Origin of the sequence: uncultured Limnohabitans sp. (assembly GCF_937889215.1) — a bacterium.
Taxonomy (GTDB): Bacteria; Pseudomonadota; Gammaproteobacteria; order Burkholderiales; family Burkholderiaceae_C; genus Limnohabitans_A.
Genome location: NZ_CALBEX010000186.1, coordinates 1 through 11,925, shown reverse-complemented (window position 1 = coordinate 11,925; position 11,925 = coordinate 1). Strand labels below are relative to the sequence as shown.

Annotated in this window: 12 protein-coding genes; 3 read left to right on the top strand and 9 right to left on the bottom strand. The window is 60.3% G+C overall.

All coding sequences use genetic code 11. The features are described 5' to 3' along the window. Window positions 1-193 (bottom strand): glutathione S-transferase N-terminal domain-containing protein (locus tag Q0341_RS04810; protein ID WP_299510932.1); only part of this gene is annotated, 193 nt, incomplete at its 3' end. Window positions 194-544: 351 nt separating this feature from the next. Between Q0341_RS04810 and Q0341_RS04805 the strand changes: the two genes are divergently transcribed. Continuing rightward, window positions 545-1,750, top strand: a complete 1,206-nt coding sequence (locus Q0341_RS04805; RefSeq protein WP_299510930.1) for an acyl-CoA dehydrogenase family protein — start codon at window positions 545-547, stop codon at window positions 1,748-1,750. Window positions 1,751-1,971: 221 nt separating this feature from the next. Continuing rightward, complete coding sequence (locus Q0341_RS04800) at window positions 1,972-3,021, top strand: serine hydrolase (protein WP_299510929.1); 1,050 nt, start codon at window positions 1,972-1,974, stop codon at window positions 3,019-3,021. Window positions 3,022-3,036: 15 nt separating this feature from the next. Here the strand turns inward: Q0341_RS04800 and Q0341_RS04795 are convergent, their stop codons facing one another. Both Q0341_RS04795 and pyrF read right to left on the bottom strand, forming a co-directional pair. Next, complete coding sequence (locus Q0341_RS04795) at window positions 3,037-3,450, bottom strand: VOC family protein (protein ID WP_299510928.1); 414 nt, start codon at window positions 3,448-3,450, stop codon at window positions 3,037-3,039. Between the two features lie 193 nt (window positions 3,451-3,643). Further along, a complete protein-coding gene (gene pyrF / locus Q0341_RS04790) occupies window positions 3,644-4,489 on the bottom strand; it encodes an orotidine-5'-phosphate decarboxylase (RefSeq protein WP_299510927.1) in 846 nt (281 codons plus the stop codon). Between the two features lie 68 nt (window positions 4,490-4,557). Here pyrF and Q0341_RS04785 point away from each other — a divergent pair, with 68 nt between their 5' ends. Further along, window positions 4,558-5,445 carry a DMT family transporter gene (locus tag Q0341_RS04785; RefSeq protein WP_299510926.1) on the top strand — a complete coding sequence of 296 codons (888 nt, stop codon included), beginning with the start codon at window positions 4,558-4,560 and terminating at the stop codon, window positions 5,443-5,445. Between the two features lie 29 nt (window positions 5,446-5,474). Here the strand turns inward: Q0341_RS04785 and lpxC are convergent, their stop codons facing one another. The 6 genes from lpxC to Q0341_RS04755 all read right to left on the bottom strand — a co-directional run. Continuing rightward, window positions 5,475-6,398: a UDP-3-O-acyl-N-acetylglucosamine deacetylase gene (gene lpxC, locus Q0341_RS04780; RefSeq protein WP_299510925.1), complete on the bottom strand. Its 924-nt coding sequence runs from the start codon at window positions 6,396-6,398 to the stop codon at window positions 5,475-5,477. Between the two features lie 236 nt (window positions 6,399-6,634). Further along, window positions 6,635-7,840, bottom strand: coding sequence for a cell division protein FtsZ (gene ftsZ, locus Q0341_RS04775; protein WP_299510924.1), 1,206 nt, complete (start codon window positions 7,838-7,840; stop codon window positions 6,635-6,637). 132 nt (window positions 7,841-7,972) lie between these two features. Beyond that, window positions 7,973-9,202 (bottom strand): cell division protein FtsA, encoded by a 1,230-nt coding sequence (gene ftsA / locus Q0341_RS04770; RefSeq protein WP_299510923.1) that lies wholly within the window; start codon window positions 9,200-9,202, stop codon window positions 7,973-7,975. A gap of 40 nt (window positions 9,203-9,242) precedes the next feature. Then, window positions 9,243-10,031, bottom strand: a complete 789-nt coding sequence (locus Q0341_RS04765; RefSeq protein WP_299510922.1) for a cell division protein FtsQ/DivIB — start codon at window positions 10,029-10,031, stop codon at window positions 9,243-9,245. Next, window positions 10,028-11,020, bottom strand: a complete 993-nt coding sequence (locus Q0341_RS04760) for a D-alanine--D-alanine ligase (protein ID WP_299510921.1) — start codon at window positions 11,018-11,020, stop codon at window positions 10,028-10,030. Before Q0341_RS04760 ends, Q0341_RS04765 begins: the two co-directional genes overlap by 4 nt. Continuing rightward, on the bottom strand, window positions 11,017-11,925 hold a 909-nt coding region (locus tag Q0341_RS04755; RefSeq protein WP_299510920.1), incomplete at its 5' end, for a Mur ligase family protein. The genes Q0341_RS04760 and Q0341_RS04755, both read right to left, overlap by 4 nt.

Genomic DNA, 11,925 nt, shown 5'->3' with positions numbered 1-11,925 from the left:
TGATCACGCGGCCATCCTCCAGCTCCAGCGCAGGCACTTTGGCCAACGGGCTTTTGGCCAGGTATTCGGGCGAGCGGTGCTCGCCGCCGTTCAGGTCCATGTTGACCATCTCGATGCCGGTGATGTTTTTCTCGATCAAAAACATCAGCACCCGGCGGGGGCTGGGGGCGCGGTGTGCGGTGTAAAGCTTCATGACGTGTCCTTGCATGGTTTGGGGTTATGGCCATGGCCCTCACCCATGTGGTGCAGACTAGCACTCCCCTGAATGCGCGCATGCCACACACATGACAGTGCAGCTGATAGATTCGTCCCTCAAAGCCTTCAGCGCAAACCGTGCAGTACATCTTTTTGTAGGTCGGCGCCTTCAGGTCCGACGGGGGATGTCTGCCATTCACACACCGATGCAAACATCACAAGGCGGATCAACAAGGGCCAGGGCGCAGACACCCGGGCGACACCCAGTCACAGGCCGGACAGGGCTTGGCCGACGCAGGCTTTCCAATCATCCCCATAAACACTGATCAACGACTTGAGAAACGCGAGCATGAACTTTGACATCTCCCCCGAATTGCAGGCACTGCGTGAGCGCACGCGGCAGTTCATTGCCGAACAGGTAATCCCTTTGGAGGGCGACCCTCGCCACGGCCTGCACGGCCCGTCCGAAGATTTGCGCCGCGAGCTGGTGGCGCGCGCACGCGCAGCGGGCTTGCTCACCCCGCACGCCTCGATTGAAATGGGAGGCCTGGGCCTGAGCCACATCGCCAAAGCGGTGGTGTTTGAAGAGGCCGGTTACTCCAACCTGGGGCCCACCGCGCTCAACATTCACGCCCCCGACGAAGGCAACATCCACCTGATGGAAGAAGTGGCTACCCCGGCACAAAAAGAGCGCTGGCTGCGCCCACAGGTGGCGGGCCTCACGCGCTCGTGCTTTGCCATGACCGAGCCTGACCCCGGTGCGGGCGCAGATCCGTCGATGCTCAAAACTACCGCCGTGCGCGATGGCGACGATTACCTGATCAACGGCGTCAAATGGTTCATCACCGGGGCAGGCGGGGCGGATTACGTCATCGTCATGGCGCGCATGGAAGACGGCACAGCCACCATGTTTTTGACCGACATGGACAAAGCGGGCATCACGTTGGAGCGCAGCATGGACGCGATGGACAGCTGCTTCACAGGCGGCCACGGCGTGCTGCGTTTTGACAACGTGCGCGTGCCAGCCACCGACGTGCTGGGCGAAGTGGGCCAAGGCTTTCGCTACGCGCAGATTCGGCTCGCACCGGCCCGGCTGACGCACTGCATGCGCTGGCTGGGGCAGGCGCGGCGCGCACACGACATTGCGCTCGACTACGCCAGCCGCCGCCATGCTTTTGGCAAACCACTGGCCGAACACGAAGGCGTGGGCTTCATGCTGGCCGACAACGACATCGACCTGCACACCGCCCGCCTGCACATCTGGCACACCGCTTGGCTGCTCGACCAAGGCCAAAAAGGCGGCTTCGAATCGAGCCGCGCCAAAGTGGCCTGCTCCGAAGCCGAGTGGCGCGTCGTGGACCGCTGCGTGCAAATTTTGGGGGGCCAGGGCGTCACAGCCGAGACGCCCGTCATGCGCATCTTCATGGACATGCGCGCCTTCCGCATCTACGACGGCCCGAGCGAAGTGCACCGCTGGAGCATGGCGCGCAAACTGGTCTACAAAGCGCAGCAGACGGCAAAAGCTGCTCAGGACTATTCATCCACCCTCTTGTAGTTTTGGATCACCAGCAAGCGAAGACTCTTGTAGGAGCCCACCCCTGTGGGCGATGGGTGTGGCACACGCCCTCAGCTTCACCCTGCAAACCATCGCCCACAGGGTGGGCTCCCACAAAAATCAAACACATGGCTGACCAACACCGTTTCAATTCAATCTTCATGGGGCCGGCCCCATAAAGGCCACCCAAACAACACCCCTTCATTGAAGCGAGCATCCACATGAACCCCTCACTTGAATCAACCCTTGAATTCATCCAATCATGCGAAACACCTTGGTCGCGTGACACCTCACCGCCTTGGGGCATCCACGCTGTGGACCCTCCGCCCTACAACCGCTTGTATGGTCCGGTCCATGGGCGTGGGCCGGTGTCTGGGGTTTTGTTTCATCAACACCAGCTGTTGGCGCAATGGGGCGAGCCCCACAAAGCCGACCTGACTTTCAGTGTGGCCAAAACCTACCTGGCCTTGCTGGCCGGTCTGGCGTTTGATCAAGGGCTGATCCAAGACGTCCACACCCCCGTGGTTCAGCAATGCCCCGGCATTGGCTTTGAGGGCGATCGGCTCTCGCGCATCACATGGCACCATTTGCTGCAGCAAACCAGCGAATGGGAAGGCACTTGCTTGGGCATTCCCGAACAAGTCGACCGCTACCGTTGGCTGCCTTACCAAACTGGGCAAGCCGACGGCACCAAAGGCGATGCCCGGCCACTGGGCGAGCCGGGCTCGCGGTTTGAGTACAACGACGTGCGCATCAACCAACTGTCATTGGCCTTGTTGCACTTGTTCAAGCGCCCACTGCCCGAGGTGTTTGAAGAATTCTTCCGACAACCGCTGGGCTGCGCGGACACGTTTCAATGGTTGGGCTACGAGCAAGGCTGGACCGAGGTCAACGGCCAACGCATGATGTCGGTGCCAGGCGGCAGCCACTGGGGCGGCGGCGTGTCCATCTCGGCCATGGACCAAGCGCTCATTGGCCTGATGCTCATGGGGCAAGGCCAGTTCAAGGGCCAACAAATTTTGTCCAAGGAATGGCTGCAGATGATGCAGCAGCCCTGCGACATCGCGCCCTATTACGGCTACCTGATTTGGCTCAACAAAGATGGCGCGCTGTTCAAAGACGCGCCCCGCACATCCTGGTTTGCCATGGGCGCGGGCTCCTCCATCACCTGGGTCGATCCCGTGCTGGAGCTGGTCTGCATCATGCGCTGGATTGACGCTGCCAAAACAAACGACTGCATCGCCCGGGTGATGCAGTCGTTGAAGCCCTGAAAAAGGCGCTGCGGTTTACTTGGCGAAAAGGCTTTCGGGGTTGGCAAAGGCCTTGAACTCCACCGCATTGCCGCAAGGGTCCAGGAAGAACATGGTGGCCTGTTCGCCCACCTCACCCTTGAAGCGGATGTGCGGCTCAATGACAAATGAGGTGCCCGCTTTTTTGAGCTTGTCGGCCATGGCCTCCCACTGGCCCATCTCCATCACCAAACCAAAGTGACGCACAGGCACGTTGTCGCCATCGACCGCGCTGGTGTTGTGGTGACCGGCCTCTGAAGGGCTCAGGTGCGCCACGATTTGGTGGCCGTAAAAATTGAAGTCGATCCAGTGCTCACTGGAGCGGCCTTCTGAGCACCCCAAAAGATCACCATAAAACGCTCTGGCCTTGGCCAAAGAGGTGACGGGAAAAGCCAAGTGGAATGGTTGCATAGGATGGTCTGCCTGAAATCAAAAAACCCATTCTGCACCGAACACCGTGTTGCAGGGGTGCATTTTGGTGACAGCGCGAGGATGGTTTGGTGCACGGGGGTGTTGACATACCAGCAAGCGGCTATGACTGACAGACACGTATCAACGCAGGGCTGCGTCAATGCATTTCAGAGCACCCAGGCTTGCCCTGACTTCAGCTGGCCTTGGCCGCTTCCAGCGTGTCCCGCGTCTGCATGGCCACGCGCCGCGCAGCTTGTTCAAAGTCTTCCCCGCTCGATGCATAGAGCACCGCACGCGACGAATTAACGATGATGGCCCCAGCGCTGGAGCCATCGGCATTAGCACGCCAGCCGGCCTTGACGGTGGCCACGGCGTCGCCGCCTTGTGCGCCCACACCCGGAATAAGCAAGGGGAGCGTAGGGGCGAGTTCGCGCACGCGCTCAATCTCGGCCGGGTAGGTGGCACCCACCACCAGGCCCAGCTGGCCATTCAGGTTCCACGGGCCTTGGGCCAGTTTGGCCACATGCTCGTACAAGCGGGGCTGACCCTCCACCGATGCCAGGCGCTGGTTTTGCAGGTCGTCACCGCCGGGGTTGGAAGTGCGGCAGAGCAAAAATGCGCCTTTGCCTTCGTACTTGAGGTAGGGGGCCACCGAGTCCCAGCCCATGAAGGGGGACAGGGTCACGGCGTCGGCACCGTAGCGCTCAAACGCTTCTTTGGCGTATTGCTCGGCGGTGCTGCCAATGTCGCCGCGCTTGGCGTCCAAAATGATGGGCACATGCGGGGCCACGCGGCGCATGTGTTCCATCAGGCGTTCAAGCTGGCCTTCGGCGCGGTGCGCGGCAAAGTAAGCAATTTGCGGCTTGAAGCTGCTGACCAGGTCGGCCGTGGCGTCCACGATGCGGGCGCAAAAGTCGTAGATTTTGTTGGCGTCGCCTTTGTAGCGGTCCGGGAATTTGGTGGGTTCGGGGTCCAGGCCCACGCAAAGCATGGAGCCGTTTTGGCGCTCGGCGGCGCGCAGCATGTCGAGGAAGGTCATGCCGGAGATTTTAAGGGGTGTCACACACGCCGCAGCCCGGGGTGCTCCGCCCGTCTAAGATGCGCCCCATGCACAAACTCACCCCGCTTCAATGGTCCTTGCTGGTTTTGCTCACCTTGGTGTGGGGCTTGAATTGGCCTGTCATGAAAATGGGGGTCACGGGCTTCCCCCCGCTGACGTTCAGGGCCATATGTTTGTGGTTGGGCACCCCCATTTTGGGCTTGGCTTTGGTGGCAATGAAGGTGCCCTTTCGGGTTGAGCGCCGCCATTGGCCAGAGGTGTTGCTGTTGGCGGTTTTCAACATGTTCATTTGGCAAGCCCTGATCATCATGGCGGTGGCCATCTTGTCCAGTGGCAGGGCGGCCATTTTGGGTTACACGATGCCAATTTTTTCTGCCGTGCTGGGCGGCTTGTTTTTTGGCAACCAATTGGCCAAGCGGGCTTGGGGCGGCGTGGCGGCCGCCAGTTTGGGCGTGATTTTGCTGCTGTGGCACGAGCTGTCCAACTTGAGCGGTCGCCCTGCGGGTGTGCTTTTGGCACTGGGTGCAGCCAGTGCTTGGGCTTTGGGCACACAGTTGTTGCGCCGCACCCAGTTGCCTGTGTCCACCTTGACGATTTCTTTTTGGATGACCTTTTTGACCACGGGGGTCATGTCCTTGCTGGCTCTGGTGTTTGAGGCCGACCGGTGGGTGACGCCATCGGTCAACAATGGGCTGGCGATCGCCTTCAACGCGGTCCTGGTGTTCGGCTTTGCGCATGCTGCTTGGTTTTACCTGGCGCGCAGTTTGCCACCAGTGGCCTCCACCCTGAGCGTGATGCTGATTCCGGTATTGGGGGTGTTCAGTGGTGCGTTGTGGCTGGGAGAGGTCTTGCACTGGCAGGACTGGGCAGCGGTGGGCTTGATGATGTTGTCGATTGCCTGCGTGCTGTGGCCTCAAAAATCACCCACCTCATGATGCGCGCAGCGCCGCGCTCCCGTTAGGCCTCACCAAGCCGGCTGCAAGGCAGCAAAACCTTTGGGCGCCTGGCTGGACTTGTCAAAGGTCACAACCTCATAAGCGTCGGGCTGGGACAGCAGTTCGCGCAGCAGCTGGTTGTTCATGGCATGGCCCGAGCGGAAGGCGCTGTAGGCGGCCAACAAAGGTTTGCCCACGTTGTACAGGTCGCCCATGGCGTCCAGGATTTTGTGTTTGACGAATTCGTCGTCGTAGCGCAGACCGTCGGCGTTGAGCACCTTGTAGTCGTCCATGACGATGGCGTTGTCCAGGCCACCGCCCAAGGCCAGTCCGTTGGCGCGCATCATTTCCACGTCTTTGGTGAAGCCAAAGGTGCGGGCGCGCGCGATATCACGCGAGTAAACGCCCTCGGACATGTCAAACACCACCTGCTGACCGGTCGAGTCGACGGCGGGGTGGCGGAAATCGATCTCAAAACTGAGTTTGTAGCCGTGGTAAGGCTCCAATTTGGCCCATTTGATGTTGGCCCCCTCGCCTTCACTGACTTGAACGGTTTTGAGCACGCGCAAAAACCGCTTGGGCGCGTTTTGCTCGACGATGCCCGCGCTTTGCAGCAAAAACACAAACGACGAGGCCGAGCCATCCAAAATGGGCACTTCTTCGGCGGTGATGTCCACATACAGGTTGTCGATGCCCAGACCGGCGCAGGCCGACATCAGGTGCTCTACGGTGAAGACCTTGGCTTGGCCGACCGAGATGGTGGAGGCCAGCCGCGTATCGGTGACCGATTCGGCCCTGACGGGAATTTCTACCGGCTCGGGCAGGTCGATGCGGCGGAACACAATGCCGGTGTCGGGCGCAGCAGGGCGCAGGGTCAATTCGACCCGCTGGCCACTGTGCAGGCCCACGCCAACGGCTTGGGTCAGGGTTTTCAGGGTGCGTTGGGCGAGCATCTCGGCATTTTAATTGGGCTGGCTTGGGCCTGTCTTCAAAAGGCATTGCCTGGGCGTATGAATGGACATGCACATTTGCATGTACATGGGCATGCACATGGGCACGGGCCGTCCAGCGAACAGCGCTGCCGTCCAGACTTGTGGCAGGCGCAAGCCAAACGTGAAAAAGCCAGACGGGCTGCTTGTGCCCGTCTGGCTTTTCATCGTCGGTCCGAACCGATCAAGCGATCAATCGATCAATCGGCCTGCTTGCGCAAGAAGGCTGGGATCTCGATGTCGTCCATACCCGCGTTGGCCATGCCGTCCACACGCGCTGCAGCGTGGGTGCGGCTGCTGCGCCAAACGGCTGGCGTGTTCATGCCACTGCCCATCGTGCTTGCTGCGCCCATCGGGGCAGCCACGGCGTCTTGTCCACCCATCATGAAGGGGGCGTTGTCGGTGCCGGTGCGCAGCACTTTCAGTTCTGGACGAACCGCGCCTGCTTTGGCCAAACCTGTGGCCACCACGGTCACGCGGATCTGGTCGCCCAGACTTTCGTCATACGCAGTGCCGTAAATGACATGGGCTTCTTCCGATGCGCAGTCGCGGATGGTGTTCATGGCTTGCTTGGATTCAGACAGTTTCAAAGAACCTTTGGCTGCGCTGATCAGCACCAACACACCACGGGCACCTTTGAGGTCAACACCTTCGAGCAAGGGGCAAGCCACGGCCTGCTCTGCAGCAATGCGAGCGCGGTCTGGGCCGCTGGCAGCAGCGGTGCCCATCATGGCTTTGCCGGGTTCACCCATCACTGTGCGGACGTCTTCAAAGTCGACGTTCACATGGCCAGGCACGTTGATGATTTCGGCAATGCCGCCGACGGCGTTTTTCAGCACGTCATTGGCGTGCGAGAAGGCCTCGTCTTGGGTCATGTCTTCGCCGCCTGGCAACTCCAGCAACTTTTCGTTCAACACCACAATCAAGGAGTCGACATTGGCTTCAAGCTCTTTCATGCCTTCGTCGGCATTGGACATGCGGCGCTTGCCTTCAAAGTCGAAAGGCTTGGTGACGACACCGACGGTGAGAATGCCCATCTCTTTGGCGATTTTGGCAATGACCGGGGCCGCGCCAGTGCCAGTGCCACCCCCCATACCGGCGGTGATGAACAACATGTGCGCACCTTCGATGGCGGAGCGGATGTCGGCCTCGGCGATTTCGGCGGCTTCACGGCCTTTGTCCGGCTTGCTGCCAGCGCCCAGACCGGTTTGACCCAGTTGCACAAAACGGTGGGCCGCGCTGCGGGCCAAGGCCTGGGCGTCGGTGTTGGCGCAGATGAATTCAACACCTTGCACTTGGCGCTCGATCATGTGCTCGACGGCGTTACCGCCGCCACCGCCCACACCGATCACTTTGATCTGGGTGCCTTGGTTGAACTCTTCGGTTTGGATCATTTCGATGGTCATGGTTTTATCCTCAATTTAAAAATATGCAGTTGCCTGGAATCGTTGGAATTTGTTTTTTTGAACTTGATCAACATCGTATTGGGATGGATTCAGGGGGACTGCCGCGGGCCAGAAATATTTTTTTCCAGTTCATCAGAAGTTCCCCACAATGAAGTCTTTGAAACGGCCAAAAGCGTTGTTCACCGAACTCTTCTTTTGGGTAACCTTGTAGCCTCGCAGGCGAGCCAAACGGGCCTCTTCGAGCAAACCCATCACGGTGGCTGCACGGGGTTGGCTGACCATGTCGGCAAGGCCACCCGAATACTTGGGCAAGCCCCGGCGCACGGGTTTGAGGAAGATGTCTTCGCCCAACTCGACCATGCCCGGCATCACCGCACTGCCACCGGTCAGCACAATGCCCGAGGACAGCACTTCTTCGTAGCCCGATTCGCGGATGACTTGGTGCACCAGCGAGAATATTTCTTCAATGCGTGGTTCGATCACGCCGGCCAGCGCTTGGCGGCTCAGCATGCGAGGGCCTCTGTCGCCCAGACCCGGCACCTCGACTTGTGCATCGGGGTCGGCCAGCAACTGTTTGGCGTAACCGCTCTCGACCTTGATGTCTTCGGCATCTTTGGTAGGTGTGCGCAAAGCCATGGCGATGTCGCTGGTGATCAGGTCGCCGGCAATCGGGATCACGGCGGTGTGGCGGATGGAGCCATTGGCAAAGATCGCCACATCGGTGGTGCCTGCGCCAATGTCCACGCACACCACGCCCAATTCGCGCTCGTCGGCAGACAACACCGCCAAGCTCGACGATTGGGGGTTGAGCAGCAACTGGTCTACCTCAAGGCCGCAGCGGCGCACGCACTTGATGATGTTTTCTGCCGCGCTTTGGGCGCCGGTCACGATGTGCACCTTGGCCTCCAGGCGCATGCCGCTCATGCCGATCGGCTCTTTGACTTCCTGCCCATCGATCACAAACTCCTGGGGGGCCACCAACAGCAAACGCTGGTCACTGGAAATATTGATGGCACGCGCCGTCTCCATCACCCGGGCCAAATCGGCCTGGCTGACCTCTTTGTCTTTGATGGCCACCATGCCGCTGGAGTTGATGCCACGTATGTGGCTGCCGGTGATCCCGCAGTTGACTCGCGTGATCTTGCAATCGGCCATCAGCTCGGCCTCTTTCAAGGCCTGCTGGATGCTTTGCACGGTGGCATCGATGTTGACCACCACACCCCGCTTGAGGCCATTGCCTGAGGCAATGCCCAGACCTGCGATCTTGAGCGCGCCATCCGGCATGACCTCGGCCACCACGGCCATCACTTTGGAGGTCCCGATGTCCAATCCGATCACCAGATCTTTGTACTCTTTTGCCATGTCAACCACCGTTTCCGTTTGATTTCTGCACCTTGATCACTCAAAGCTTGTTCTTTTTGCTTGATTCCACCGTCGTCACGCCCTGCAAACGCAGGGCATAGCCATTTTTGTGCCGTAAATCGGCGCTGATCAGCGCGGTTGGTGTTCGCTGGTAACTCGCGGCCACCTGCGACAACGTTGTCAAAAACACTGTCAGCTTTTGCGTCAGTTCCGTGGCCGTGCCACGGCCCAGCTCGACCCGTGCGCCATTTTTTGTTTCGACACGCCAACTGCCGCGTGGCGTCAACTCGATCATCTCGATGGCCATGTCCAAATCCTGAAAACGAGGGTTCAAGGCCAAGTACATGCGGGCCACTTCCAACGACTCGTCATCCGGACCCTTCATCCGCGGCAAGCGCTCGGCGTCCACATCTTCCAAACTGGCCTCAAACACTTGCCCTTGTTCATTGACCATGGTGTTGGCCCCCTCATCGCCCCAAATGGCAATGGGTTGGTGTTCCAACAACACAGTGCGCAATTGGTTGGGGAAATCGCGGTGCACGATCGCCATGCGGACCCATGGCACGGACTCAAAGGCTTGCCGCGTCTGGTCCAAGTCGATGCTGAAGAAATTACCTTGCAGTTTGGGCAACACTTGCGTGCGGAAGGTGAAGGCATTGTTGCGATCGACCTCACCTTGCACCGTGATGGCTTGCAATGCAAAGGCCGGATGCCGCAGCAACCAACCCGCCGAGCCTGCCAAGGCCAACGCCATGAACACCACCACCAGCGAAGCTGTGGCCATGTGCATGAGGCGGACATCGGCGGGCAAGGGCATGGGCTTTTTCAAGGCGCGGACTCCCTGTAATCCAGTGCGGCATCGGCCAGCAAATGCACGCACAGCGCCTGGTAGTCCATGCCATCGGCCGCTGCCGACATGGGCACCAGTGAATGGCTTGTCATGCCGGGGGAGGTGTTGATCTCGAGCAAATAGGGCTGGCGTGTGGCACCGTCGATCATGACGTCGATGCGGCCCCAGCCTCTACAGCCGAGCACTTGGTAGGCCTTGACCACCAGCGCCTGGATCGCGGCTTCTTCGGTGGCAGACAAACCACTGGGCACCAGGTACTGGGTGTCGTCGGTGAAGTATTTGTTTTGGTAGTCGTAGTTGCCGTCCGGTGCGACGATGCGGATCACGGGCAAGGCGCGAGCCTCATCACCCGCGCCCAGCACCGGGCAAGTCACCTCGTCGCCCACAATGCACTGCTCGCACAAAATGTCGTGGTCGCACGCTGCCGCGGCCAGCAATGCGGCGCGCAGGTCTTGCGTATGCTGCACCTTGGTCACGCCAATGGACGAGCCTTCGCGAGCGGGCTTCACAATGAGCGGCAAACCCAGCTTGGCCACCAGGTCTTGCGCCGACACCGTGTCGATTTGCGAGGGGTGCACCAACACATGGCGCGGCGTGGGCAAGCCCTCGGCCTGCCAGACCCGTTTGGTCATCACCTTGTCCATGGCCATGCTCGACGCCATCACGCCCGAACCGGTATAGGGCACGCCGAGCAACTCCAGTGCGCCTTGCACGGTGCCGTCCTCGCCGTAACGCCCGTGCAGTGCGATGAAGCACCGTGTGAAACCGTCGCGCTTGAGTTCGCTCAAATCGCGCTGCGCTGGATCAAATGCCTGGGCGTTCACGCCGGCATCCACCAAGGCCTGGAGCACGCCCTGCCCCGACATCAGCGACACCTCGCGCTCTGCCGAGCGCCCGCCCATCAGCACCGCCACCTTGCCCAGGTCGGCCAGGTTTTGCTGCGCCTGCTGCATGTCTTGCTGGTTCATGCGGCCACCCCATTGGGTCGGTTTTGTGTGGCCCATGCCACCACCTGTGCGGGGGTGGCACCGATCGAGCCCGCACCCATGCAGATGAGCACATCGCCATCGCGTGCGTTGTCCATCACAACTTGTGGCATGTCGGCTATTTGGTCCACAAACACCGGCTCGACTTTGCCTGCCACCCGCAGCGCTCGGGCCAGCGATCGGCCGTCGGCGGCCACTATCGGCGCCTCGCCTGCGGCATAGACCTCGGACAGCAAAACACTGTCGCAGCCTTGGCCAATGACTTTGACAAAGTCTTCGAAACAATCGCGCGTGCGGCTGTAGCGGTGCGGCTGGAACGCCAACACCAAACGCCGACCTGGAAATGCCCCACGGGCTGCAGCCAGCGTGGCGGCCATTTCCACAGGGTGGTGGCCGTAATCGTCGATGACGGTGAATTGCCCTTGGCCATCGGCAGTGGGCACATCGCCATAGCGCTGAAACCGCCGACCGACGCCCTTGAAGTGGGCCAATGCGCTTTGCACCGCCGCATCATCCACGCCCAGCTCCACGGCCACCGCGATCGCGGCCAAGGCATTGAGCACGTTGTGCTCACCAGGCAAGTTCAACACAACGGGCATATCCGGCAGGGTCACGCCGTTACGGCGCTGGACCGTGAAATGCATGCGCCCGTTTTCGGCACGCACGTCGACCGCACGGACTTGCGCACCTTCGCGCAGGCCGTAGGTGGTCACTGGGCGGGCAATGGCCTCCACAATAGACTGCACACCAGGATCATCTGAGCAAACGATGGCCGTGCCGTAAAACGGCATCCGGTGCAAAAACTCCACAAATGCCGCTTTGAGTTTGGCCAAGTCGTGGCCATAGGTTTCCATGTGGTCAGCATCGATGTTGGTGACCACCGCCAT

Coding starts and splice junctions, on each gene's coding strand:
- Q0341_RS04805 (WP_299510930.1), top strand. CDS start 545: ATGAACTTTGACATCTCCCCCGAATTGCAGGCACTGCGTGAGCGCACG.
- Q0341_RS04800 (WP_299510929.1), top strand. CDS start 1,972: ATGAACCCCTCACTTGAATCAACCCTTGAATTCATCCAATCATGCGAA.
- Q0341_RS04795 (WP_299510928.1), bottom strand. CDS start 3,450: ATGCAACCATTCCACTTGGCTTTTCCCGTCACCTCTTTGGCCAAGGCC.
- pyrF (WP_299510927.1), bottom strand. CDS start 4,489: ATGACCTTCCTCGACATGCTGCGCGCCGCCGAGCGCCAAAACGGCTCC.
- Q0341_RS04785 (WP_299510926.1), top strand. CDS start 4,558: ATGCACAAACTCACCCCGCTTCAATGGTCCTTGCTGGTTTTGCTCACC.
- lpxC (WP_299510925.1), bottom strand. CDS start 6,398: ATGCTCGCCCAACGCACCCTGAAAACCCTGACCCAAGCCGTTGGCGTG.
- ftsZ (WP_299510924.1), bottom strand. CDS start 7,840: ATGACCATCGAAATGATCCAAACCGAAGAGTTCAACCAAGGCACCCAG.
- ftsA (WP_299510923.1), bottom strand. CDS start 9,202: ATGGCAAAAGAGTACAAAGATCTGGTGATCGGATTGGACATCGGGACC.
- Q0341_RS04760 (WP_299510921.1), bottom strand. CDS start 11,020: ATGAACCAGCAAGACATGCAGCAGGCGCAGCAAAACCTGGCCGACCTG.